Source organism: Parviterribacter kavangonensis (genome assembly GCF_056863335.1).
The window spans coordinates 2,158,408-2,182,670 of sequence record NZ_JBXPJA010000001.1; the positions used below are offsets into that span (position 1 = coordinate 2,158,408).

The 24,263-nt window shown below is 73.6% G+C and carries 21 protein-coding genes; 9 read left to right on the plus strand and 12 right to left on the minus strand.

The window, feature by feature from the left end; all coding sequences use genetic code 11:
* The first annotated feature begins 62 nt into the window (after window positions 1-62).
* Genes AC1UE4_RS11085 through AC1UE4_RS11095 form a run of 3 tightly spaced genes read left to right on the plus strand, consistent with a single transcriptional unit; the run spans window position 63 to window position 2,101 of the window.
* Window positions 63-908: a 1-acyl-sn-glycerol-3-phosphate acyltransferase gene (locus AC1UE4_RS11085; RefSeq protein WP_482918233.1), complete on the plus strand. Its 846-nt coding sequence runs from the start codon at window positions 63-65 to the stop codon at window positions 906-908.
* Complete coding sequence (locus AC1UE4_RS11090; RefSeq protein WP_482917286.1) at window positions 905-1,396, plus strand: SRPBCC family protein; 492 nt, start codon at window positions 905-907, stop codon at window positions 1,394-1,396. The genes AC1UE4_RS11085 and AC1UE4_RS11090 overlap by 4 nt, the downstream gene beginning before the upstream one ends.
* On the plus strand, window positions 1,397-2,101 hold the full coding sequence (locus tag AC1UE4_RS11095; RefSeq protein WP_482917287.1) for a response regulator transcription factor: 705 nt from the start codon (window positions 1,397-1,399) through the stop codon (window positions 2,099-2,101).
* Here AC1UE4_RS11095 and AC1UE4_RS11100 read toward each other — a convergent pair.
* Complete coding sequence (locus AC1UE4_RS11100; protein WP_482917288.1) at window positions 2,098-3,540, minus strand: LVIVD repeat-containing protein; 1,443 nt, start codon at window positions 3,538-3,540, stop codon at window positions 2,098-2,100. The two genes, AC1UE4_RS11095 and AC1UE4_RS11100, sit on opposite strands and share 4 nt — an antisense overlap.
* Before the next feature lie 63 nt (window positions 3,541-3,603).
* Here AC1UE4_RS11100 and AC1UE4_RS11105 point away from each other — a divergent pair, with 63 nt between their 5' ends.
* Window positions 3,604-5,019, plus strand: coding sequence for a HAMP domain-containing sensor histidine kinase (locus AC1UE4_RS11105; protein WP_482917289.1), 1,416 nt, complete (start codon window positions 3,604-3,606; stop codon window positions 5,017-5,019).
* Window positions 5,020-5,035: 16 nt separating this feature from the next.
* On the opposite strand, the gene AC1UE4_RS11110 is transcribed toward AC1UE4_RS11105, so the two are convergent.
* The 3 genes from AC1UE4_RS11110 to AC1UE4_RS11120 all read right to left on the minus strand — a co-directional run bounded on the left by AC1UE4_RS11110 (window position 5,036) and on the right by AC1UE4_RS11120 (window position 9,647).
* A complete protein-coding gene (locus tag AC1UE4_RS11110) occupies window positions 5,036-6,565 on the minus strand; it encodes an NAD(P)/FAD-dependent oxidoreductase (RefSeq protein WP_482917290.1) in 1,530 nt (509 codons plus the stop codon).
* A gap of 62 nt (window positions 6,566-6,627) precedes the next feature.
* Window positions 6,628-8,238 carry a glycosyltransferase family 39 protein gene (locus tag AC1UE4_RS11115; RefSeq protein WP_482917291.1) on the minus strand — a complete coding sequence of 537 codons (1,611 nt, stop codon included), beginning with the start codon at window positions 8,236-8,238 and terminating at the stop codon, window positions 6,628-6,630.
* Window positions 8,235-9,647 carry an ArnT family glycosyltransferase gene (locus AC1UE4_RS11120; protein ID WP_482917292.1) on the minus strand — a complete coding sequence of 471 codons (1,413 nt, stop codon included), beginning with the start codon at window positions 9,645-9,647 and terminating at the stop codon, window positions 8,235-8,237. The genes AC1UE4_RS11115 and AC1UE4_RS11120 overlap by 4 nt, the downstream gene beginning before the upstream one ends.
* Window positions 9,648-9,670: 23 nt before the next feature.
* Between AC1UE4_RS11120 and AC1UE4_RS11125 the strand changes: the two genes are divergently transcribed.
* From AC1UE4_RS11125 to AC1UE4_RS11135, 3 genes are read left to right on the plus strand one after another with little or no spacing between them, the layout of a single operon-like run.
* A complete protein-coding gene (locus AC1UE4_RS11125; protein WP_482917293.1) occupies window positions 9,671-10,336 on the plus strand; it encodes an ABC transporter ATP-binding protein in 666 nt (221 codons plus the stop codon).
* Window positions 10,333-12,573, plus strand: a complete 2,241-nt coding sequence (locus AC1UE4_RS11130) for an ABC transporter permease (protein WP_482917294.1) — start codon at window positions 10,333-10,335, stop codon at window positions 12,571-12,573. The genes AC1UE4_RS11125 and AC1UE4_RS11130 overlap by 4 nt, the downstream gene beginning before the upstream one ends.
* A complete protein-coding gene (locus AC1UE4_RS11135; RefSeq protein WP_482917295.1) occupies window positions 12,570-14,087 on the plus strand; it encodes a metallophosphoesterase family protein in 1,518 nt (505 codons plus the stop codon). The genes AC1UE4_RS11130 and AC1UE4_RS11135 overlap by 4 nt, the downstream gene beginning before the upstream one ends.
* A 4-nt stretch (window positions 14,088-14,091) precedes the next feature.
* On the opposite strand, the gene AC1UE4_RS11140 is transcribed toward AC1UE4_RS11135, so the two are convergent.
* Genes AC1UE4_RS11140 through AC1UE4_RS11170 form a run of 7 tightly spaced genes read right to left on the minus strand, consistent with a single transcriptional unit; the run spans window position 14,092 to window position 21,741 of the window.
* Window positions 14,092-14,418: a DUF1330 domain-containing protein gene (locus AC1UE4_RS11140; RefSeq protein WP_482917296.1), complete on the minus strand. Its 327-nt coding sequence runs from the start codon at window positions 14,416-14,418 to the stop codon at window positions 14,092-14,094.
* Window positions 14,415-15,185 (minus strand): ABC transporter permease, encoded by a 771-nt coding sequence (locus AC1UE4_RS11145; RefSeq protein ID WP_482917297.1) that lies wholly within the window; start codon window positions 15,183-15,185, stop codon window positions 14,415-14,417. Before AC1UE4_RS11145 ends, AC1UE4_RS11140 begins: the two co-directional genes overlap by 4 nt.
* Window positions 15,182-15,796, minus strand: a complete 615-nt coding sequence (locus AC1UE4_RS11150; protein WP_482917298.1) for an ABC transporter ATP-binding protein — start codon at window positions 15,794-15,796, stop codon at window positions 15,182-15,184. Before AC1UE4_RS11150 ends, AC1UE4_RS11145 begins: the two co-directional genes overlap by 4 nt.
* Window positions 15,797-15,815: 19 nt before the next feature.
* Window positions 15,816-17,255 carry a gamma-aminobutyraldehyde dehydrogenase gene (locus AC1UE4_RS11155; protein ID WP_482917299.1) on the minus strand — a complete coding sequence of 480 codons (1,440 nt, stop codon included), beginning with the start codon at window positions 17,253-17,255 and terminating at the stop codon, window positions 15,816-15,818.
* A gap of 3 nt (window positions 17,256-17,258) precedes the next feature.
* On the minus strand, window positions 17,259-18,644 hold the full coding sequence (locus AC1UE4_RS11160; protein ID WP_482917300.1) for an aspartate aminotransferase family protein: 1,386 nt from the start codon (window positions 18,642-18,644) through the stop codon (window positions 17,259-17,261).
* Window positions 18,635-20,110, minus strand: a complete 1,476-nt coding sequence (locus AC1UE4_RS11165) for a CoA-acylating methylmalonate-semialdehyde dehydrogenase (RefSeq protein ID WP_482917301.1) — start codon at window positions 20,108-20,110, stop codon at window positions 18,635-18,637. Before AC1UE4_RS11165 ends, AC1UE4_RS11160 begins: the two co-directional genes overlap by 10 nt.
* Before the next feature lie 53 nt (window positions 20,111-20,163).
* Window positions 20,164-21,741, minus strand: a complete 1,578-nt coding sequence (locus AC1UE4_RS11170) for a PucR family transcriptional regulator (protein ID WP_482917302.1) — start codon at window positions 21,739-21,741, stop codon at window positions 20,164-20,166.
* 49 nt (window positions 21,742-21,790) lie between these two features.
* Here AC1UE4_RS11170 and AC1UE4_RS11175 point away from each other — a divergent pair, with 49 nt between their 5' ends.
* Window positions 21,791-23,074, plus strand: a complete 1,284-nt coding sequence (locus AC1UE4_RS11175; RefSeq protein WP_482917303.1) for a glycosyltransferase — start codon at window positions 21,791-21,793, stop codon at window positions 23,072-23,074.
* A gap of 114 nt (window positions 23,075-23,188) precedes the next feature.
* Here AC1UE4_RS11175 and AC1UE4_RS11180 read toward each other — a convergent pair whose 3' ends face one another.
* A complete protein-coding gene (locus tag AC1UE4_RS11180) occupies window positions 23,189-23,503 on the minus strand; it encodes a hypothetical protein (RefSeq protein WP_482917304.1) in 315 nt (104 codons plus the stop codon).
* Window positions 23,504-23,587: 84 nt separating this feature from the next.
* Here AC1UE4_RS11180 and AC1UE4_RS11185 point away from each other — a divergent pair, with 84 nt between their 5' ends.
* Entirely contained in the window at window positions 23,588-24,262 is a 675-nt protein-coding gene (locus AC1UE4_RS11185; protein ID WP_482917305.1) for a GntR family transcriptional regulator, read from the plus strand.
* The last annotated feature ends 1 nt before the right edge of the window (window position 24,263 follow it).

Genomic DNA, 24,263 nt, shown 5'->3' on the forward strand with positions numbered 1-24,263 from the left:
ACTCGACGGGCGAACGCGTCCGCGAGGCGCTCGGGTCCGAGGAGCGCGAGGACCGCGGCGGGATGCTCGGCCGCGCGGTGAAGGGGCTCGCGGGTCAGGTCACCAAGCGCATCCCCACCGCCGACCTGGACGAGCGCGACCCCGACTACATCCGCGAGGTGCTCCCCAGCCTCTGGCTGCTGTCGAGCATCTGGTTCCGCGGCGAGGTCCGCGGGCTGGGCAACATCCCCGAGCACGGCCCGGTCCTGCTCGTCGGCAACCACTCCGGCGGCAACCTGACGCCCGACACCGGCGTCTTCACGCTCGCGTTCAGCGCCTACTTCGGCGTCGAGCGGCGCTTCTACCAGCTCGCCCACAACCTCGTGCTCTCGATGCCGGGGCTGTCCTTCCTGCGCCGCTTCGGAACGGTCGCGGCGTCGCCGGACAACGCGCGCGAGGCGCTCGACGCCGGCGCGGCGCTGCTCGTCTACCCCGGCGGCGACTACGAGGTCCACCGCCCGGTGTGGGAGCGCAACCGCGTCGACTTCGACGGCCGCAAGGGCTGGATCCGCCTCGCGCTCGACCACGACGTCCCGGTCGTCCCGGTCGTCAGCATCGGCGGCCAGGAGACGTCGCTCTTCCTCAGCCGCGGCGAGACGCTCGCCAAGCTGCTCCTGCTCGATCGCGCGTTCCGCCTCAAGGTGCTGCCGGTCTCGCTGGCGCTGCCGTGGGTGCTCAACGTCGGCGACTTCCTCGGCCACCTCCCGCTGCCCGCGAAGATCACGATCGAGACGCTGCCGCCGATCGACCTGCGCGCCGAGTTCGGCGACGAGCCCGACCTCGACGAGGTCTACGACCACGTCCTGCGGCTCATGCAGGAGACCCTCGACGCGCTCGCCGCCGAGCGCCGGCTGCCGGTCGTCGGATGAGGGTCGACGCGCGCATCCAGGTCTCGGCGCCGGCGACGACCGTCTGGTCGTTCGTCTCGGATCCGAGCCGCTACCTGCACTTCATGGCCGGCGTCACGCGCTGGGAGGTCGAGGGCGACCAGGCGCAGGACATCGGCGCGCGGTACCGCATGCTCATGCGCGTCGGCTCGGCCGAGATCGGCGGGATGGTCGAGATCGTCGAGTGGATCGAGCCGTCCGACATCGCCTGGAACTCCGTCACCGGCATCGACCAGCGCGGCCGCTGGCGGCTGCGCGAGCGCGAGCTCGGCCGCACCGACGTCGAGCTGCGCATCGCCTACGGCGTCGTCGGCTCGGGCATCGGCGGCTGGGTCGCCGAGCGGGTCGCCGCCCCCACCGTCCGCGCGAACCTCCGCCGCACCCTGCAGCAGCTCAAGCGCCAAGTCGAGCACGAGCAGCTGCGGCTCGCCGCCGCCCGCCGCCGGGAGGCGCGCGAGAAGGCCTCGTAGATGTCCGCCGTCCCCCTGCGCATCCTCGTCGTCGACGACGAGGCCGAGCTGCGAGCGCTGCTGGAGCGCTCGTTCCAGCGGGAGGGCCACGACGTGGTGTCGGTGGCGGACGGCGAGCAGGCGCTGGAGCACGCCGCGGGCGCCGGGTTCGACGTCGTCCTGCTCGACGTCGCGCTCGGGCCGGGCCCGTCGGGCTACGACGTCGCACGCGAGCTGCGCGCCCAGCGCAACGTCGTCCCGATCATCATGCTGACCGCGCTCGACAGCGAGGCCGACGCGGTCCAGGGGCTCGAGGCGGGCGCCGACGACTACGTCACGAAGCCGTTCGGCCTCGCCGAGCTGCGCAGCCGCATCCGCGCCGTCCTGCGCCGCGCGGGCGGCCGCGTCGGCGGCGGCGACACGAACATCATCACCGCCGGCCCCGTGACGATCGACCGGCGCACGCGCGAGGTCGCCTGCCGCGGCGAGCCGGTCCGCCTGACCTTCAGCGAGTTCGAGCTGCTGACCTGCCTCGCCGCCGCACCCGGCCGCCTGTTCAACCGCCAGGAGCTGCTGCGGGCGATCTGGGGCGACAGCGCCTACCGCGACCCGCGCGCGATCGACGTGCACATCCGGCACCTCCGCGAGAAGCTCGAGGAGGCGCCGGACCGGCCCACGCTGATCCTGACGGTCCGCGGGGCCGGGTACCGCTTCCAGAACCCCTAGCGCGTCAGCGACGCCAGCGCGGTGGCGATCGTCCCCTGCGAGGCGACCGCCCGCTGCGCCGCGAGGCGGCACAGCCCCGGCGACCAGCCCTGCGCCTGCAGCTCGGCGGCAAGCGCGTCGGCCCGCTTCTGCTGCGCCGCGGTCAGCGCCGGCACCTCCGAGACGCCGTTCGTGCCCTTGATCGCGCCGCGCTCGCGCTTGAACGCCGTGCGTCCCTTGCCCTTCTTGGTCGGGACGTAGTGCTCGCCGTTCCAGCGGATGATGTCGAGGCCGCGGTCGTAGTCGAGCGAGTAGACGACGTCGTCCTTCGCCCACTTCGGCGACGAGGACGAGCCGCCGAGCGGCGCGAAGAAGCCCTGCTCGGTGATCGAGCCGTCCTTGCCGATCTGCAGGAACCGCACGCCGTCCTCGTACTCCGACAGCGCGACCAAGCCGCCGTTCTTGAACGTGGAGTGCTCCTGGAACCAGTGGACGGAGCAGCCGAGGTGGTTGGCGATCGGCTTGCCGTCGACGTACGTGCCGTTGCCCGCCGGCTGCAGGCGCGCGATCGGCCCCTCGAAGGTCTTCGACTCGCCCTGGTTGACCGCCTCGGCGCTGTACGTGCGGAACTCGCCGTTCGCGCCGTCGCACTGGCCGGTGAAGTTCGTCTCGCCGCCGATCAGCACGAACTTGTCGCTGCCCTTGCGCGGCCAGCGCGCGGAGTGCACGAACGCGTCGGACTCGCCGGTGTAGAGCACCTTCGGGTGCTCGGGCGAGGCGCCCGGCGCGTCCGCGGCGTTCACGGTGATGACGGAGAACGGCTGGCACGCGGTCAGCAGCACGCCCGGCCGGATCTCGCGCATGTGGTGGCAGCTCTTGGAGTCGACGCCCTGCGCGCGCAGCTCCTCGATCCAGTTGCCGGCGATCTTCGGCGGCGTGCCGTCGAGGATCCCGCGCGCGTCGATGATCGTGCCGGCGCGGCCGTAGAACCACTGGCAGTCGAGCACGCACTCGGCGGTGTGGTTGGCGACCGGGATCGACCCGACCTCCTTGATGTTCGCCGGGTCGCGCACGTCGAAGAACTGGACGCAGCCGGTGACCCGCATCTGCGACAGGCAGCTCGGCGTGGCCGAGTAGAAGTCCGAGGCGACGGCGAGCACCTCGCCGTTCGTCGGCACCTCCTCGTTCTCCCAGGCGACGTTCGCGTACATCGAGCCGAGCCGCTGCGGCGAGGCGGGGTCGGTGATGTCGTAGATCGAGATGTTCTTGCCGCTCGTGACGAACAGGCGGTCGCCGATGACCTTCGCGCCGGTGGTGAGCCCGAAGTCGTCCTTGATCGAGCCGAGGTACTCGACGTTGTCGGACGAGACCCAGTCGGGGCCCATCTGGTCGGCGGAGGCGGGAGCGGCGACCGCGAGGACCGCGGCCGCAGCGGCGAGGAACGCCCGGAGGATGCGCATGGCCGCTCCAACGCGCGCGCGAAGAGGATCTTGCGGTCATGGCGCCGACTAGCCTTCGTGCCCATGCGACGGTGGTACGGGCTGCGGCCGCGCCTGCTGGCGGCGCTCCTGCTGACCAGCGCCGTCACGCTGCTGGTGGCGGCGTTCACGCTGCTCGGGCCGCTCCAGGACCGGCTGCGCGAGGAGAGCGCGTCGAGCTTCCGCGCCGCCGTCCTCGCCGCCCGCCCGGGCATCGAGGCCGACTACGCCCAGCAGCTGTTCTTCTCGAACGCGTACCGGCTGTCGCAGCGCACCGGCGCGCGCGTGCTCATCTACGACCAGACGCCGGCGGAGCGGTACCCGAGCACCGTGACGCAGACGGAGCCCACGCGCACCGACGTCTACCGCGCCCTGCGCACCCGCCGCACCGTGAGCACGACGACGCCCGAGGACACGAGCATCGCGATGCTGCTGCGCGACCGCGAGGGCAAGGTCGTCGGCGTCGCCGCGGCGCGCAAGCCGCTGACCGACGTCGGCGAGACGGTCGACCAGGTGCGCGGCGCGTTCTTCACCGCTGCGCTCGTCGGGCTCGTCGTCGCGCTGCTGCTCGGCGGCGGCCTCGCGTCGACGCTGACGCGGCGGCTCGGGCGGCTGCGCGACGCGGCGATCCGCACCACCGAGGGCCGGGATCCGGAGATCCCCCACGACGACGCGCTCGACGAGGTCGGCGACCTCGCCCGCGCGCTCGCGTCGATGCACGCGAGCCTCCAGCGCCAGGAGGCGGCGCGCCGCCAGTTCGTCGCGACCGCCTCGCACGAGCTGCGCACGCCGCTCACGCTGCTGCAGGGCATGCTCGAGCTGCTGGAGGACGACCTCGACGAGGGCCGCGTCGACCTCGACGACGCGCACCGCCAGATCTCCGGCGCGCAGAAGCAGCTGCGCCGCCTCGAGCACCTCGCCTCCGATCTGCTCGACCTCAGCCGCCTGGATGCCGAGGCGCCGCTGCGGTCGGAGCCGCTCGAGCTCGGCGAGATGAGCCGCGCCGTCGCCGCCGAGTTCGAGCTGCGCGCCGCCGACCGCGGCATCGGCGTCGACGTCGTCCCGCCGATCGCGCCGTGCTGGGCGAAGGGCGACCCCGGGGCCGTCGCGCGGATCATCCGGATCCTGCTCGACAACGCGCTGCGCTTCACGCCGCAGGGCGAGGCGGTGCGCGTCGTGACCGCCTACCACGGCGAGCGCGCGACGGTGGAGGTCAGCGACGAGGGGCCGGGCGTCCCGCCCGCCGAGCGCGAGGTCATCTTCGAGCGCTTCCGCCGCGGCAGCTCGACCGGCGGCGAGGAGGGCTTCGGCCTCGGCCTGGCGATCGGCCGTGAGCTCGCCGTGCGCCTGGGCGGCCGGCTCGAGCTGATCGACGACGACCGGCCGGGCGCGCGGTTCGTCCTCAGCCTGCCGGTCGAGCTCCCCGCCGGTGCGGCGAGGGAGCCCGAGCCGGTCGGCTGAGACCGGGCTGGAGCGGCTAGGCCGCTTCGGCCATCGCCCGCTCCTCGGCGCGCATGGCGTCGGTCACGGGGACCTTCTTGTACGGGTTCTCGCTGTCGGCGTCGGTCTGCTCCTCGTGGTACGCCGACTCGACGTTGACCGCCCAGATGTCGTGCGCCCCGCGGCCGAGCAGGTTGTCGACCGCGCGCATGGCGCTGAGCATCGAGTGGTCCGAGTTGTTGTAGCGGTGCAGGCCGTTACGGCCGACCTGGACGAGGCCCTTGATCGGGTCCAGCCAGGCGCGGATCGTCGCGACCTTCTCGGCGTAGTGCTCGTCGTACATCGGGTACGCGAGCGGCACGCGGACGACGTAGCCGCGCTTGACCTGCTCGGGCCGCGCGAGGCCGAGCTGGTGCAGCTCGCTCGTCGCCAGCTCGATGAGCTTGTCGTCGTCCATGGTCCAGAGCTCGTCGCCCTTGAAGGCGAAGTACTCGAGGCCGACGCAGGCGGTGTCGGGGTCCGGCACCATCCACGGGCTCCACGAGCGGTAGTTCTGGATGCGGCCGACGTGGACGCCCGGCTCGTGGATGTAGATCCAGTTGTCGGGGAACAGGTCCTCGCCCTCGAGCACCAGCGCGACGGTCAGGAAGTCGCGGTAGCGCAGGCCGGCGCCCGCCTTGACGACCTCGGCCGGGGCCTTCGGGTCGGCCATGCGGACGGTGTCGCGCAGCGGCAGCGACGAGATGACGCCCTTCGGCTCGATCCGCTCGCCGCCGGCGTGGATCGCGACGACCTCCTTCGAGCGCTCGTCGAGCTCGATCTGCTCGACCGCCGTCTCCATGCGGACCTCGCCGCCCATCTCCTCGATGCGCGTCGTCATCTGCTCCCACATCTGCCCCGGGCCGTAGCGGGGGTACTGGAACTTGTCGATGAGCGTCTTGATGTTGCCCGTGTTGCCGAAGAAGGCGGCCTTCGCGGCGCTGAAGAAGCTCAGCCCCTTGATGCGCTGGGCGGCCCACTCGGAGCGGATCTCGGTCGTCGGCACGCCCCAGACCTTCTCGGTGTAGGACTTGAAGAAGTGGTTGTAGAGCCGCTTGCCGAAGCGGTTCTGGACCCACTGCTCGAAGTTGTCCTCGCGGCCCTTGGGCTTGACGGTCGCCCAGAGGTACGAGAGCCCGCAGCGGACGACCTCGACCGGACCGAGCTTCTTGATGACGTCGGTGCCCTTGAGCGGGTAGTCGAGGTAGCGGCCGCGCCAGAAGATGCGCGACATCCGCGGGCGCATGAGGAACTCGTCGCCCATGATCTCGAGCCAGAGGTCGTTGACCTCCTGGTTCTTCGTGAAGAAGCGGTGGCCGCCGAGGTCGAAGCGGTAGCCGTACGGGTCGACGACGGTCTTCGCGATCCCCCCGACCTGCTCGTCGGCCTCGAAGACGATGACCGGCTTGCCCGCCTTCGCGAGCAGGTAGCCGGCGGTCAGCCCGGCCGGGCCGCCCCCGATGACGACGTAGGGCTTCGTGTCAGCCCCGCTGTGCCGGACAGCGGGGAACTCAGCAGTCGTTGCCATGCGCCCCAGACTGCCCACGGAAGGGCGATTTCCGGAGCCCTCCTAACCGACCTTAACCTTCGCTAACGCTGGCGATCGGTGACGCGCCGGTACACCACGGCACGTACCCCGCGCGGCAGCGGATCGAACCCGAAGACGGGCACGACGGCCTCGCGGCGCAGGCGCTTGTCGGCGTCGAGGCGCCGCTCCCACTGGACCGTGCGCTTGCGGACGAGCGAGGTCCACGGCGCCCCCCACTTCGCCGTTCGCAGGATCGGCTCCATGAGCACGATCTCCTGGCCGGGCGTGAGAGACCGGACGACGCGGTCGCTCGTCGGGCCGGGCTTCGCCGCCCGGAGGCGGTCGAGGGCGTCGCGCCAGTCGAAGACGCCGACGTCGCGGCCGGGCTCGAACGCCGGGCCCAGCGACGTCGCGTACCGCACGCCGCCGGGGAGGTAGTAGGCAACGAGCGGCAGCGCCTCGGGCTGGGTGGAGACGACGACGTCGCCGGCGGTGACGAGCGTCTGCACGCTGGCGGCGACCGACCGGGCGTTGCTCTTGCTCTCCAGCGCGCCGGTGCGCGGCGTGAACCAGAACGAGACGATGATGAGGAAGCAGACGAGCCCGAGCCGGCCGGCGTTGTTGAGGCCGACCGCGGCGAGGACGAGCAGCGGACCGAGAAACGCCGAGAAGTAGCGCGTCGAGAACGCGGGCGTCGGCTGCGACGCGAGCCACGCCAGCGCGACCGCGGTGAGGCAGATGACGAGCAGCGCCGTCGTGCGCCGGTCGCGGCCGTCCTTGACCAGCCCGACGATCCCGCTGCCGGCGACGAGCAGCAGCGCGATCGCGGGCGTCGGGCCGCCGAAGACGACGCCGAGCGCCGCGCGCAGCGCCTCGAAGTCCGGCCGCTCGGCCCACGGCGCGCCGGTGTGGCGGGCCTGGAAGAGCAGCGTCGGGATCCACGGGACGAAGAGCAGGAACGCGCCGCCGTAGGCGAGCACGGCGTCCTTCAGGAGCGGACGGCGCTCGTTCGACGGCGTCCAGCGCAGCAGCAGCGCGAGCGCGGTGACCGTGCCCAGGCCGAGGAAGATCGCCCAGTTGTGCGTGTAGACCATCGCCGCCAGCGCGACGCCGAAGACCGGCAGGAAGCGGCGGTCGCGGACGACGAACGCGTGCAGGAACGCGCCGGTGACCACAAGCCCGAGGAGCGCGAGCAGCGAGTACATCCGCGTCTCCTGGGCGTAGTAGGTGAGGAACGGGTTGATCGCCGCCAGCGCCGCCGCGGCCCAGCCGACGCGCGGGCCGAAGAGGCTGCGCCCGACCCACAGCGCGGCCGGGACGGTCAGGACGGCGAAGACGACCGACAGCCAGTGCGTGGCGGTCTCCGAGGTCCCGAAGGCGACCATCCAGCCGTGCAGCAGCGCGTAGTAGAACGGCGGCGAGCCGTCGAGCCGCAGCACGTGCGGGATGTCCGAGAGGTCGTGCGACGCCACGCCGACCGCAAGCGCCTCGTCGATCCAGAAGCCGGCGTTGAGCGCGCGGGTGCGCAGGTACAGCGAGACGAGCGTCAGCGCGGTGGCGAGCGCGATCGCGACGACGAGCGGGCTCGGCCGGGCGGCGACGGCCTTCGCCGTCGCGATGAGGCGGTCGAGCGGCTTGGCTCGCTGCGGTGCGGGTGGTGCGGCGGCGCTCATGCCGTGGGCGCGGGGCAGTCGGCGGACAGCACCCAGTCTCCCTCCCGCGCACGGTAGTGCGGCGCGGCGTCGCGCAGGCCGGGGCCGTAGAAGAGCGAGTGGCGGCCGAGGCGGACGTGGAAGACGACGGCGGGCGGGACCGGGCGCAGGTTGACCTGGTTGGTGTGGAGGTGCAGGCGCCAGGCGACCTGCGGGACCATGAACGCGTTCGTGAACGGGCGCCCGCACGCCTTCAGCGCGGCCGCGCCGCCGGCCTGCGCGACGAGCGTCTCGAGCTCGTCGACGAGGTCGATCTGGTGCTTGGCCTCGCTCATGACCGGGTCGAGGTCCTTCGCGTCGGGCAGAACGAACGCGGCGCTCAGCCCGACGGCGACGACCGCGGCGAGGACGGCCGGCACCCGCCGGCGCCAGCCGAGCTGCAGCAGCCAGACCGCGCCGACCGCGCCGATGACGATGAGCAGCGAGGCGGGCGGGATGAGGTAGCGCTGGTTGCCGCTGAAGCCGCGGCTCGTCATGACCGCGACGAGGCCCGCCCACGCGAGCGCGAGCAGCGCGAGCCCGAGCACCGGCCGGCGGTCCTCGCGCGTCCTCCACACGAAGGCGAGCACGATCGCCACGACGGCCCCTCCGACGGCGACCGCCGGCGTCGTCCCGATCCAGTCCTTCAGCACCTCGAGCGCGGGGTGGTCGGCGAACGCGGGGCTGTTCGGGTTCGGGTTCTGCGCGCGGTCCGAGGCGCGGAAGGCGTTCCCGCTCCCCCACCACTCGGGGATGAACCACAGCGCCGGCAGCGTCAGCAGCCCGGGCACGACCCACTTGACCCGGCTGCGGTCCCGGTGCAGCAGGAAGAGCGCGTAGAGCCCGAGGAACGGCCAGACCTCGGGCCGCAGCAGCGCGGCGCCGATGCCGAGCGTGAACGCCCAGCCGCGGCGGCCGTGCAGCTCGGTGAGGACGGCGCCGAAGACGAGCGCGACCATGAGCCCCTCGGAGTTGCCGAGCGTGGCGTTGCGCAGCCACCACGGCATGAGCGCGAGGCCCGCCGCGGCGACGATCCCCGCGACGGTCCCGGCGAAGCGCCGGGCGAGCAGGAACGCGAGCATGACGCCGGCGATCGCGCCGGCGCGGGCGACGCAGGTCCAGATCACGGGCGACGCATCGCCCAGCTGGCCCGTGATCGTGGTGACGATGACCGGCAGCGGCTTCCACGACGGGCCGTCGACGGTCGACAGGTTCCACTCGGTGATCTCGCGGCCCCAGATGATCCACGCCCACGGGTCGTAGGTCGGCGCGGTCGGCAGGAGCGCGGTGAGCGCCGCGAGCAGCACCGAGCCGCCGACGACGGCGACGGGCGTGGAGACGCGGAGACCCGGCGCCCCGCTGCGCGGGGCCATGCGTTCCTGCAGGAGCACGGCTCGTAGGCTAGGGACGTGCCATGCAGGTGGTGGAGGCACGAGCGGTCGTCAAGAGCTTCGGAAGGGGCCGCGCGGCCCGCCGGGTCCTAGACGGAGCGGACCTCGACGTCGGTGCGGGAGAGCTCGTCGCGATCGTCGGGCGGTCCGGATCCGGCAAGTCGACGCTGCTGCACCTCCTCGCCGGGCTCGATCGCTGTGACAGCGGGTCGATCGTCGTCGCGGGCGCCCGTGTCGACGGGGCGAGCGACCGCTCCCTGACCGCTCTGCGGGCGCGGACGATCGGGTTCGTCTTCCAGTTCTTCCATCTCGTGCCCGAGCTGACCGGGCTCGAGAACGTCCTGCTGCCGGCGCAGGTCATGAACGGCGACCGGCGCGCGTTCGAGCGCCGCGGTCGTGTCCTCGTCGAGCAACTCGGCTTGTCCGACGTCGCGGCGTCGCGTCCCCACGAGCTCTCCGGCGGCGAGCAGCAGCGCTTCGCCATCGCCCGCGCCCTGATCGCCGACCCGGCGGTCGTCCTCGCCGACGAGCCGATCGGCAACCTCGACCCCGTCTCCGGCGCGACCGTCCTCGCCCTCCTGCGCCGCATGGCGGACGACGGGCGCGCCGTCGCGATGGTCACGCACCAACCCGAGGCCTCCGCGATCGCCGACCGGGTCGTGCGGCTCGAAGAGGGGCGGTTGCGGTGACACGCGCGCGAGCGATCCTCGCCGCCGCGGGCGTCTTCGCCGCGGCGCTCGTCGTCGGCACGGCTCTCACCGCGGCGCTCTCCCTCTCCGGCGCCTTCGGGCGGGCGGCCGATCGGGCGGATCTTCCCGACGTGATCGTGCGCTTCGCCGACGAGGACCGGACGGACGCGATCCGCGCGCTCGGGGCCCTCCCGAACCTCGACGCGGTGCGCTTCCGCACGGAGATCACCGGAGTGCCTCTCTTCTTCGGGTCCCACGAGGCACGCAACGGGGCCATCCAGGTGGTCGAGCCCGGCCGGCGCGGCTACGAGGTCGTCGCCGGCCGCGACGTCCGCGGGCCTCGCGAGGTCGTGGTCGAGCAGGGCGTCGCGCGGTCGTGGGGCGTGACCGTCGGCGATGACCTCGGGCTCGGCCGTGCGGGGGCGACGCGCGTCGTCGGGATCGCGCGGTCGCCCGACAACGTCGCCTATCCGCTCGCCGCGGTCCCGCGGGTGTACGTCGATGCCGGTGCCGTCGGCGCGCCGTTCAGGCCGCTGCCCGTCAACCTCGGCCTGATCTGGCTGCGCGACCGGTCGCAGGAGGAGGTGACGCTCGCCCAGGCGCGCGGGGTGACCTTCGGCCTGAGCAACATCCGCTTCGTGACCCGTGCCGGCGTCCAGGTCCTCGTCGGGCAGGCCGCCGGGATCGTCATCGCGCTGCTCGTCGCGTTCTCCCTCGTGGCGGTGGGCACCGCGGGGGTCATGCTCGGGGCGTCCGCCCGCGCGGAGGTCGCGGCAAGGCTCCCGTCGATCGGCGTCCAGCGTGCCGTCGGCTTCTCCCGCCGCCGCGTGATCCTCGACCAGGCCCGTCGCGGAGCCCTCGTCGCCGCACCGTGCGCCGCGGCCGGCCTCGCCCTCGGCTGGCTCGCCGTCCACGGTCCCGCCGACGACCTGCTCGCTGCGCTCAACCAGGTCGGGCGGGGCCCCGCGCTCGCCTGGTTCCTCGCCGCCGCGTGGCTCGTGATCGTCGGCCTCGTCGCCGCAGCCTCCGCCTGGCCGGCGTGGTCCGCGACCCGTGCCCCGATCGCCGCCCTGCTGCGGGGAGGAGAGCTCGCCACGTCGCCCCGCCGCCGTGCCCGCCGCATGGGCTTCGGCCGCCCGGCCGCCGGCCTTCCCGCGCTCGGCGCGCGACTCGCGACGGCACGGCGGGCGCGGTGGGCGACGACGGTCACGTTGCTGGCCGCGGCGTCGGCGACGCTCGTGCTGCTGCTCGCGCTCGCTTCCCTGCTCGTCGCGCTGCGTGAGGATCCGGGAACGGTGGGGAAGCGGTACGCGCTGACGGCGGCGGCGGACGAAGATCGGGTCGGGGACATCGAGCGGGTCGACGGGGTCGCCGCGGCGGCCCCGCGATGGACGGTGAACGCGACCGCGGCGTTCTCACTCGGGCAGCCGCTGCGGCTCGTCGCGTTCCCGCGGGGCGACGAGTCGTTCGAGCAGCCGCCGCTCGACAGCGGGCGGCGCCGGCGCGGACCGGACGAGGTCGAGGTCGGGCGCGGGCTCGCCGACGCCCTCGGCCTGCGGCCGGGGTCGACGCTCGCGGTCGCGCTGCCGACGGGTACCGAGACGCGGTACCGCGTGAGCGGGGTCGTCCGCGCGCTCGAGAACGATGGGCGCGTGGCCTACGCCCCATCCGAGCGGCTCGAGCAGCTGGGCGTCCTCAACCTGCCGTCGATCGCGGTGCGGCTCGACCGCGGGGCGGACCGGGCGACGGTGAGCCGCCGGCTGCGCGCCATCGGCGTGCCGCCCACGCGGGCGACGGCGGCGACGACCCGGGACACCGCCTTCCTCGGCCTGCTCGCCACCGTCCTTCGGGTCGTCGCGCTGACCGTCGGCCTCGTCTGCCTCGCGATCCTCGCCCAGACCCTCGTGCTCACCGCCCGGGAGCGGCGGCCCACCCTCGCTCTGCTGCGCACGACCGGCGCCGGCGGCCGCGCGCTGGCGAAGGTCCTGGGCGGCGCCTGCGCCGCAGTGCTCGTGCCGGCGACGATCGCGGGCGTCCTGCTCGAGTGGCTCGCGCTCGGTCCGGCGGTCAGCGCGCTCGCCGCCGACTACGCCGGGCTCTCCCTCACCCCCGGTCCCGGCCACGTCCTCGTCGCCGCCGGAGGGCTCGCCGCCCTCGGCGCGCTGGCGGTCGCCGCGGTGACGCGAAGGGTCGGCCGGGAGCCGATCGTCGCCGGCCTGCGGGAGGACGTCGGATGAGGGCCAGGATCCTCGCCGCCTCGGCGGTCGCCGTCGTCGCGCTCTCCGGCTGTGCCGGCATCCAGCAGCGCGAGAGCTTCGCTCCCGGCTCGACGCTGCGCTCGACGATCGTCGACCGCGACGGGGACGGCCAGCTCGAGCGCGGGCCCGGCGAGCCGCTGGAGGACAGGACGGAGCTCGCTCCGCAGGGCCGCGCGGACCGTGAGGTCGCGCGATTCGGGCAGCTCTCCGACATCCACCTCCGCGACGAGGAGTCGCCGGCGCGCGTGCCGTTCCTCGACCGGCTCGGACCGCCGTTCACGTCGACGTTCCGCCCGCAGGAGGCGCTCTCGCCGCAAGTGCTCGCCGCGGCGATCCGCTCGATGAACGGCGAGCGGCCCGACACGATGTTCCTCGCCGGCGACCTGATCGACAACGCGCAGAGCAACGAGCTGACCGAGCTGCTGGCGATCCTCGACGGCCGCCGCGTCGATCCCGACTCGGGCAGGCGCGGGTATCGCGGCGTGCAGCAGGCGTCGAACCCCGACGGCTCGTTCTACCGGCCCGCCGTCGACGCGCCCCGCATCCCGAGCCTGCTCGAGCGCGCGGAGACGCCGTTCGTCTCGCAGGGGCTCCGCGCGCGATGGCTGCCCGCGCTGGGCAACCACGACCTGCTGCTCCAGGGCGAGCTGCCGCCCACGACCACGACGGACGCGATCGCGACCGGCCGCCGGATGCTCAAGACGTTCGACCCCGCGCTGCGCGGCATCGTCGATCGCTACGACCTCGGCCGACTGCGCGGCAGCGCCACGCCCGATCTGCAGTCGGTGCCGCGCCGGGCGCTCGACGAGCTGCTGGGGCAGCTCGCCGGCGGCGGCGCCGCCACCGTGCCCTCCGACCTCGGCCGCCGCGGCCTGCGCAACGCCGAGCTGCTGCGCCGCCTGCGCGCCGCCGCCGGCGTGCCGGGCACCGGCGACCGGCTCGACTACGTGGCCGACGTCGCTCCGGGCGTGCGCGCGATCGTGCTCGACACCGTCAACCGCGCCGGCGGGGCCGGCGGCGTGCTCGACCGCGCGCAGGCTCGGTTCCTGCGCCGCGAGCTGCGCCGCGCCGGCGACGCCGCGGTCCTCGTCGTCGACCACCACGGCCTGCATCGCACCGGAGGCCCCGGCGCGAAGCTCGCTCGCGCAGCGCTCGCGAGCTCCAGGGCCGTCGTCGCCGAGCTCACCGGCGACACGCACCGCAACGAGATCCGGCCGGTCCGCACGAAGGCGGGCGGCTACTGGCGGATCACGACCGCGTCCCTCGCCGACTGGCCGCAGCAGGGCCGGATGCTGCGGCTCGTCGCCGGACCGGACGGGCAGCGGGCGATCGAGACCTGGATGGTCGACCAGTCCGGCGGCCCCGGCGACAAGGACCTGCCGGGAGCGGCCCGGCGGCTCGCGTGGCTCGATGCGCAGGGCGGCCGGCCGGACGACCTCGACGGCGCGCGGACCGATCGCAACGTGCGCCTCTGGCTGCCGCCGCGCCGCTGACGTCTCAGCGCGCGGCGAAGACGGGCCGCAGGTCCTCCAGCCGGTCGTAGAGCCACCAGAGGTAGCGCTCGGTCCCGTTCTCGCGCAGTGGGTGGAGGTCCTCGTGCTCGGGGTCCGCGACGAAGTCGTCGAACGCCTGCTGCGAGGGCCACTCGACGAGGATCATGAGCTGCCGCGGCTCGGCGTCGCCTTCCGTCGCGGCGCCCGCCAGGCGCCCGATCGCGACGACGTCGCCGCCGTACTTGCGCACCGCGTCGAGCGAGCGTCGCGAGTACGCCTTGTAGTCGTCGTTGTCGGCGAGGTCGAAGAGGTTCAGCGCGTAGACGCTCATGGCAGCTCCCGAAGCTGGTGGTCGGGCGTGAAGCATGCCCGCTGGACGAGCGTGACGGCGATCAGCGACGACAGCGCGACGGCGCCGAGCAGGACCCACAGGAGGACGAGCTGCAACCGGACGGCGTCCAGCGGCTCGGCGCCCGCGAGCAGCATCCCGACCATGATCCCCGGGAACGTGACGACGCCGGTCGTCTTCGTCTGGTCGATGAGCGGGATGAGGCCGGACCGCAGGCTGCGGCGCACGAGCGGCGACGCCGCGCGCGCCGACGTCGCGCCGAGCGCCAGCGCCGCCTCGACCTCCCCGACCGAGTCGTGCAGCTCGTCGCCGAACCGGTTCAGGGCGACCGCCGCCGCGGTCATCGCGTTCCCCACGACCATCCCGCCGACGGGGACGAGCGCCTCGGTCTCGAACGGGAAGATCCCGAGCGCGAGCACCAGCCCGAGCGTCGCCGCCGCGGCGGCGCCCAGCGCGATCAGGAGCGGGATCAGGGCGTCGGGGACGCGCTTCGCGCGGCTGCGGGCGGTCAGCGCGCCGACGACGACCTGCACCGTGAGCAGCAGCACGACGAAGACGAACGAGTCGGCGTCGAAGATCGCCTTGATGACGAAGCCGACGGCGGTGAGCTGCAGGAACGACCGCACGACCGCGATCGCGATGTCCTGCTCGAGGCCGACGCGGCGCAGCCGCGACACGAGCCCCGCCAGCGCGACGAGGACGAGCGCCGCCGCGACGTCGGCGAGGTCGATGCCGGCCGCGGTGCTCATCCGGCGAGCCTCCCCTTGTCGAGCACGAGCCGCCGCCGCGTCAGCCTGATGGCCTGTCCGGGGTCGTGGGTGACGAGCACGAGCGGCACCCCGAGCGCGGCGATCGTCGCCTCCACCGCGGCGCGGGACCGCCCATCCAGCGCGGACGTCGGCTCGTCGAGCAGCAGCACCTCCGGTTGCACGGCGAGCGCGCGCGCCAGCATGACGCGCTGCTGCTCGCCCACCGACAGCCGCTTGGTCTCGCGGGTGGCGTAGGAGGCGTCGAGGCCGGCGCGCTTGAGCAGCGCCGGGACGTCGGCGTCCGGCGCGGCGTAGCGCACCTCGGCGGCCACGTCGCCGGCGAGCGGCGCCGGCAGCTGCGGCACGAGCACGACCCGGCGGCGCAGCGCCAGCACGTCCAGCGCACGCAGGTCGTCCCCGCGCAGCAGGATCCGCCCGCCGTCCGGATCCGCGAGCCGGTTCAGCAGCCGCAGCAGCGTCGACTTCCCCGACCCGGACGGCCCGACGATCGCCGTCGCCCCGTCCTCGATCGTCGCCGTGACGCCGCGCAGCACCTCGGTGCCGCCGCGCCGCACGACGACGTCCTCGAGCGAGAAGAGCGGCGCGGGCATCCGCCGCTCATGCTGTCGCTCAGCCGAGCTTGACCATCGCGTGCTTGATGCGCGTGTAGTCGTCGAGCGCGTACGTCGAGAGGTCCTTGCCGTACCCCGACTCCTTGAAGCCGCCGTGCGGCATCTCGGACAGGAACGGCAGGTGGTCGTTGACCCACACGCAGCCGAAGTCGAGCTGGCGGACCGCCTCCATCGCCGTCCCGACGTCGCGCGTCCACACCGACGCGGCGAGGCCGTACGGCACGTCGTTGGCGAGCGCGAACGCCTGCTCGCGGTCCTCGAGGCGCTGCACCGTCACGACCGGCCCGAACACCTCCTGCTGGACGATCTCATCGCGCTGCGCGACGCCGGCGACGATCGTCGGCTCGACGAAGAACCCGCGGTCGCGGCCGGCGCTCCCGCCGGTGACGATCTCGGCGCCGTTGGATGCCGCGCGGTCGAGGAACCCGAGGATGCGCTGCTGCTGGCGCTCGGAGATCACGGGGCCCATCTCGACTCGCTCGCCCTCCGCCGGGTCGCCGACCACGAGCGAGGACGCCGTCGCCGCCAGCTCCTCGAGCAGCGCGTCGTGGATCTCGGGCATCGCGAGCACGCGCGACGCGGCGGTGCAGTCCTGGCCGGAGTTGAGGAAGCTGGCGATGCGCAGCCCCTCGGCGACCGCCTTCGGGTCGGCGTCGCCGAAGACGACGACGGGCGCCTTGCCGCCGAGCTCGAGGTGCACGCGCTTGAGCGTGTCGGCGGCGTTGCGCGCGATCCGCTTGCCCGTGCCGACGCTGCCGGTCAGCGAGACCATCGCGACGTCGGGATGCGTGACGAGCGCCTCCCCCACGTTCGGCCCGTCGCCGGTGACGACGTTGAGCACGCCGGGCGGGAGCACGTCGGCGATCAGCTCGGCGAAGCGCAGCGTCGACAGCGGCGTCAGCTCGGACGGCTTGAGCACGACGACGTTGCCCGCCGCGAGCGCCGGGGCGATCTTCCAGATCGCCATCATCAGCGGGTAGTTCCACGGCGCGATCTGGCCGACGATGCCGATCGGCTCGCGCCGGACGAACGACGTGTGCTCGCCGCTGTACTCGCCGGCCGCGGGCGCGTGGGCGGTCCGCGCGGCGCCCGCGAAGAAGCGCAGCTCGTCGGCGCAGATCGGCATCTCCTCGGCCGACAGCGAGCGGGGTTTGCCCACGTTGAGCGTCTCGATCGCGGCCAGCTCGTCGACGTGCTCCTCGAGCACGTCGGCCATGGCCAGCAGCAGCTCCTGCCGGCGCGCGGGCGTCGTGTCGCGGAAGCCGATCCGCGCCTCGCGCGCCGCCTGCACGGCGCGGTCGACGTCGGCCTTGGAGCCCTCGGGCACCGTCGCGATGACGTCGCCGGTCGCGGGGTTGAGCACCTCGCGCGTGGCGCCCTCGACGCCGTCGACGAGCGCGCCGCCGACGAGGTTGCGGTACTGCACCTGCTCGAGCATGGCCTAGGCGACGCCCGCCGTCGCGCCGACGCCCATGTGCACGCCGGCGTCGGTCAGCACCTCGGCGAGGCGGTCGACGATCTCGTCGAGCAGCGCCTTGTTGCTGATGAGCGGCGGGGCGATCTGCAGCACCGCGTCGCCGCGGTCGTCGGCGCGGGCGATGAGGCCGGCCTCGCGCAGACGCTGCGGGAGGAACCCGCGCAACAGGCGGTCGCGCTCGGCTTGGTCGAAGCGCGTGTTCGCCTCGTCCTTGACGAGCTCCATCGCGTAGAAGAACCCGTCCCCGCGCGTGTCGCCGACGATCGGCAGCTCGCGCAGCGTCTTGACCCGCTCGCCGAGGTACGGGCCGAGCGCACGGACGTTCTCCAGCACCTGGTCGCGTTCGAAGATCTCCATGTTCTTCAGCGCGATCGCGGCGCTCACCGGGTGGCCGCCGAACGTGATGCCGTGGCGGACGACCGCGCCGCGCTCCTCGATCGGCGCGACGACGCGCTCGGCCGCGACGACGGCGCCCATCGGCGCGTACGCCGACGTCAGGCCCTTCGCGAGCGACACGAGGTCGGGCGTGATCCCCTCGCGGCCGGTGGCGATCCACTCACCGAGGCGGCCGCAGCCGCAGATGACCTCGTCGGCCATGAGGAGGATCCCGTACTTGTCCGCGAGCTCGCGCAGGCCGCGCCAGTAGCCGGGCGGGGCGACGAGCGCGCCGCCGGCGTTCTGGACCGGCTCGGCGATGATGAGCGCGACCTCGTCGGGGCCGGCGGCGAGGATCGCGTCCTCGACCTCGCCGAGCAGCCGCGCCCGGAACGCCTCGGGGTCGTCGCCGTCGGGCGCGCGGAACGCGTTCGTGGTCGAGACGTGGGTGACGTCGATCGGCGGCGTGCCGAACGGCTCCTTGAACCTGCCGACGCCGGTGAAGCTGAGCGCCCCGAGCGTCACGCCGTGGTAGGCGACGTCGCGCGCGATCGCCTTGCGGCGCTGCGGCTGGCCGATCGCGTGGTAGTGCTCGCGGACGAGCTTCCACGCCGCCTCGACGGACTCCGAGCCGCCGTTGGTGAAGAAGACGCGCTCCATCCCGTCGGGCGCGACGCCGGCGAGGCGCTCGGCGAGCTCGATCGCCGGCGGGCTCGCCGTCGCCCAGTTCGTGTTGAACGCGAGCGTGGTGAGCTGCGTCGCGGCGGCGGCCGCCATCTCCTCGCCGTAGCTGTAGCCGATCTGCGCGCAGAAGAGGCTCGAGAGCGCGTCGATGTAGCGCTTGCCCTTCGTGTCGAAGACGTACGGCCCCTCGCCGCGCTCGAGCACGAGCAGGTCGTCGATGCCCTGCTTGGAGAAGTGCAGCAGCAGGTGGTCGTGCGCGGCCCGCTGCAGCTCGTCGTGGGTCATGCCCATCGGCTCGTCACCACCTTCTTGCGGGTGTAGAACTCGACCGCGTCACGGCCGTTGGCGTGCAGGTCGCCGTCGATCGAGTCCTTCCAGCCGGAGAACGGGAACCAGGCGACCGGCGCGGCGACGCCGACGTTGACGCCGATCATCCCGGCCTCGACGCCGTAGCGGAACGCGCGGGCGGCGCCGCCGGACTCGGTGAAGATGACCGAGGCGTTGCCGTAGCGGCTGGCGTTGACCAGTTCGAGCGCCTCGTCGAGGTTGCTTGCTCTGGCGAGCGTGAGCACCGGCCCGAACAGCTCCTCCTCCAGCGCTCGGTGGCCGGCGGGCACGTCGTCGAGGATCGTCGGGCCGAGCTGGCAGCCGCCGGGGCCCTCTTCGCCGCGGCCGTCGAGGACGACGGTCGCGCCCTCGTCCTGCGCCTGCGCGATGTCGTTCACGAGGCGGTCGCGGGCCGTCGTGCTGACGACCGGGCAGACGTCGGTCGCCGGGTCGTCGCCGGCGCCGCTCTTGAGCTTCGCGGCCGCCGCGACGATGCGGTCGCGCGCCTCGTCTTGCTGTTGCCTCGTGCCGACGAGCACGCCGACGGAGCCGGCGAGGCAGCGCTGGCCGGCCGCGCCGAACGCGGAGCCGAGGACGCCGTTGACCATCAGGTCCGGATCCGCGTCGGGCATCACGACCATCGCGTTCTTCGCGCCGCCGAGCGCCTGGACGCGCTTGCCGTTCGTGGTTGCGCGCTCGGCGATGTAGCGGGCGGTCTTGGCCGAGCCGACGAAGCTGATCGCGTCGACGTCGGGGTGGTCGAGCAGCGCGTTGACGACGTCGTGAGCGCCGTGGACCAGGTTGATCAGGCCCTTCGGGAAGACGCCGAGCTCGTTCGCCAGCTCGACGATGCGCTCGCCGGCGAGCGGGTCCTGCTCGGACGGCTTGAGCACGAACGCGTTGCCGGCGGCGACCGCGTACGGGAGGAACCAGAGCGGGATCATCGCCGGGAAGTTGAACGGCGTGATGGCGGCGACGACGCCGACGGGCTGGCGGACGAGCTCGACGTCGACGCCGGTCGCGACGCCCTCGAGGTTCTCGCCCTTGAGCAGGTGCGGCATCCCGATCGCGGCCTCGCACGACTCGATGCCGCGGCCCACCTCGGCGGCGGCGTCGTCGAGCGTCTTGCCCATGTCGGTCGTGACGAGGCGCGTGAGCTCGTCGCGGTGGTGGTCGAGGGCGGCCCGCAGCGCCATGACGGCGCGGGCCCGCTGCTGGGGGGACGTCGCGCGCCACTCGCGCTGGGCTTGCTTGGCGGCGGTGACGGCCCGGTCGACGTCGGCGGCGGTCGAGAGCGGGACGCGGGCGAGGACGTCCCCCGTCGCGGGGTTGCGGTCCTCGAGGAAGTCGGTGGCGGCCGACGGAACGCGTGCTCCTGCGATGAGGTTGTCGAGCACGCGGACGTCCGTGGCGGCGGCAGTCGCGGTCATGACGCGCAGGCTGGCGCTTCGCGCGCGTGGATGCAACCCGGCAGCTCGTCCAGTCAGTCGGTGCGTGGCTGGACGTTGTGTCTGGTCCGGTGGGCGCGGACCGCGAGGTGGAGGGCGAGCAGCGTCTCGCTGTCGCTCAGGTCGGCCTGCAGCAGCGTCTCGAGCCGCGCGACGCGGTCGTAGAGCGCCTGGCGGTTGAGGTGCAGCGCCCGCGCGGTCTCGGCCTTCCGCCCCCCGTGCGCGGTCAGCGCGTCGAGCGTCGGCAGCAGCGGATGGCGGCGCGTCGCGTCGTGGTCGAGGACCGGCTGGAGGAGGCGGTCGACGTAGCGCTGCAGCTCGGCGTCGTCGCGCAGGCGGTACAGCAGCCGGTCGAGCGGCATCGCAAGCGCGTCGTGCCACTCGCGCGGCGGCAGCCCCGCCGCCGCGTCCGCGGTCTCCGCGGTGTCGTTCAGCGCCGCCCCCGCCTGCCCCCACGGCGCCGCCGGCCCGGCCGCGACGACGACGTCCGCATCCAGCCGCTTCAGCGCGGTCGCCCGCACGAGTGCCGCAAGCCGCCCCGCGACGTCCTCCCTGTCCGCCGCGTCACGGAGAGCGGCGAGCACCAGCAACCGCCCCCGCTTCTCGTCCACACCCACCAACACCGGAACCCCGACCTTGGTCAGAGCCCGCTCCACGTCTCCGAGAGCCGACGTCCATGAGACCTCTGCACCGGCTCTCCGGACCACCAATGGGAGGAGGGCGGCGAGCTTGCGCGGTCGGAAGCCGAGCTCCTTCGCGCGCGCGGCGGCGGTCGTCGCTCCCATCCCTCCGGCGGCGAGCTTCGCGAGGAAGTCTCCGCGGCCGGCGGCCAGCAGCTCCTCCTCTTGGCGGCTGCGCAGCAGGGCGAGGGCGACCACGCCGGCGGCGCGGTGCAGCGCGGCGGCGGCGAAGGGCTCGAGTGGTCTCTCGAGCGGCAGCGACGCGAGACGGCCGGCCGTGCCGTGCTCGCCGGGGACGGGCGTCGTCGCTCCGACCGTCTCGGCATCGGCCGCCGCGTCGGCCCAGGCGGCGAGCGGGTTGGCCTGCGCGCCCGGCGGCGCGGCGTGGGCGAGGAGGCGTCCGTCGGCGGCCTCGAGGAAGACGGGGTTCCCGAGCGCTTCGGCCAGCTCCGCGAGCACGCCCTGCACGCCGCCGCCGTCGAGCATCACGGCGGTGAAGCGCTCCTGCAGCTCGTCGACGCGGCGCAGCTCGTCGACGCGGCCGCCGACGATCGCGGTGTGGATCGCCTCGGTGACGCCGACGAACGGAACGGTGGCGTGGAGGACGATGAGCGGCAGGCCGTGCTGCTCGGCGGCCCGGATGAGCGCCTTCGGCAGGCCGCCCTCGTAGCGCTCGCCCAGCTCGATCACCAGCGCGGCGATCCCGCGCTCGGCCAGGTCGCTCACGAAGCGGCGCTGGTCGGCGGCGCGCGTACCGATCCCCATGCCGGTGGTCAGGAGGATCTCGCCGCCGCGCAGCAGCTCGGCGATGTTCGGCACCTCGCCCGCGTGCACCCAGCGGACCGGCCGGTCGAGCGCCTGCTCGCCGGCGACGACCTCCGGCAGCCCCCGGCGCAGCGAGGGCAGAGCGAGCGCCTGGCGGACGGTGATCACGTGCGCGGCTTGACGAGCGTCGTCGGGGCCATGTACAAGCCCGGACCCTATGGCCCGCACGGTCGTCTTCTTCCCGGAGCAGGCGTACGGGCCCACGAACAACTGCGTCGGGATCGGGCAGGAGCTGCTGCGGCGCGGGGCGCGCGTGGTGTTCGTGGTGGAGGAGTCGTTCGCGGGGACGCTCGAGGCACAGGGCTTCGAGGAGCGCGTGATGCGGCTGACGCCGCCGGCGGAGACGGAGGAGGCGCCGGGCCAGTTCTGGACCGACTTCATCCGCGACACGGCGCCGATCTTCCGCCGGCCGACGATCGAGCAGCTCGAGGCGTTCATCAAGCCGACGTGGGAGGCGCTCATCGATGGCGCGAAGTACGTCGACGATCGGCTCGAGGAGATCTTCGACGACGTCCGGCCCGACGTGGTCGTGGAGGACAACGTCGTCGCGTTCCCCGCGGTCGTGCGCCAGCCGGCGCCGTGGGTGCGGATCGTGTCGTGCAACCCGCTCGAGGTCCCGGATCCCGACCTCCCGCCCGTCTTCTCCGGCTACCCCGTGGGCGACCGGTCCGGGTGGGCGGAGTTCCTCGCCGAGTACCGGCGCACGCACTCGGAGCTCCACGGCGAGTTCGACGCGTGGTGCCGCGCGCGGGGCTGCCCGCCCCTGGAGGACCTCGCGTTCATCCACACGTCCGAGGACCTGAACGTCTACCTTTATCCGGGCGCCGTGGACTACGACCGCGGGCGCCCGCTGGGCCCGTCCTGGGAGCGGATCGACTCGTGCGTGCGTGACGCTCCCGCCTCCGGCGTCGAGGTGCCGGCCGAGGTGCTGCGCGGCGAGGGCGCGCTCGTCTACCTCAGCCTCGGCAGCCTCGGGTCGGCCGACGTAGAGCTGATGCAGCGCCTGATCGACGTCCTCGGCACGACGCGGCACCGGTTCATCGTCTCGATGGGCCCGCTGCACGAGCAGCTTCGGCTCGGTGAGCGGATGTGGGGCGCCGAGCTCCTCCCCCAGCCCGCGCTGCTGCCCCTGTGCGATCTTGCGGTGACCCACGGCGGCAACAACACCGTCACCGAGTGCTTCCACCTGGGCACGCCGATGGTCGTCGCGCCGCTCTTCTGGGACCAGTACGACAACGCCCAGCGCGTCGCCGAGACCGGCTTCGGCGAGCGGCTCGACACCTACGGCTTCGCCGACGAGGACCTCGTGGCCGCCGTCGACCGCCTCGCCGGCGACACCGCCCTGCGCGACCGCATGAGAGCTGTCTCGGCGGAGATCCGCCGAGCCGACGGCCGCCGCCGCGCCGCCGACCTCATCGAACGCGTCGCCGCGAAGAGATAGGCAAGGCCCGCCGCCCTTCGCGCCGCGAGGCGGCCCGGGAACGCGAGCGGCGCGGCCCTCCGGGAGGCGCCGCGCCGCTTGCTGCTTTCTGGGCCCCCGGGAGGAGGTTCCTGGCTACGCCGCGCGGAGGGCGAGGCGCCGCTCGCGCTTCGGGGCGCGGAGCGGGGTGGCGATCTGCGCCGCCCGCTCGCGCAGGAGCGTGACGAGGTTCGCCGTCGGCGCGAACGGGTCGGCGATCGCGGGGCCGCCGGCGACCGGCACGGCCGCGCGGATGCTGCCGCCGACCTCGGCGATCAGGACGTCACCGGCGGGCGCGGCCTGCGAGTCGATCGCGGCCAGGCGCCGCAGGGCGGGCTGATCGGCGGGACCGGCGAGGCGCATGGTGACCGCTGCCTCGCGGCCGTTGTGGGTGTGAAGTTGGGTGCGCATCGCGTCCTCCGATCTCGTGTGCGATGTCCAATATATCACACATCGCACGCGGAGAGCGATCCCCCCTTGTATGATCTTCGTCACATGAGCCCCCTCCCCCGGGACGCTCCGCCACTGCCGCAGCTGTCGGCTCGTGAGCGGATCTACGAGGCCTTGAAGGAGTGGATCGTCGAGGGCGTGCTTGAGCCGGACGAGCAGCTGCGTGACACCGAGCTCGCCGAGCGGTTCGGGGTCAGTCGCACGCCCGTGCGCGAGGCCCTGCGCCAGCTGGAGGACGAGCGCCTCGTCACCACGGCTCGCAACCGCTGGACGAAGGTGTCCTCGCTCGACGTCGAGGAGCCCGGCCGCCTGCTCCCCATCCTGTCCGCCCTGGAGACGCTGGCCCTGCGCATGGCCTGGCCGCTCGCGCCCGAGGACCAGGACCGGCTGGAGGAGGCGAACGAGGCCGTCGCGAAGGCGATCGAGCGGCGCCGCGCGAAGGAGGCCCTCGCGGCCGACCTGCGGTTCCACGGCGTGTTCGACGGCTGCTCGGGCAACGACGAGCTCATCGAGCTGCTCCGCCGGCTGCGCGACCGCAACCGCCGGTTCGATCTCGTCTACTGGGCCCGGCCCGCGCTCGCCCGGCCGTCGGTCGAGGAGCACGCGCAGATCATCGAGCGCGTCCGCGCCGACGACCGTGACGGCGCGATCGCCGCGCTCGAGGACCACTGGCACAACGAGCGCATCTTCCGCGTCGGCGAGGAGCCCGCCGAGACCTAGC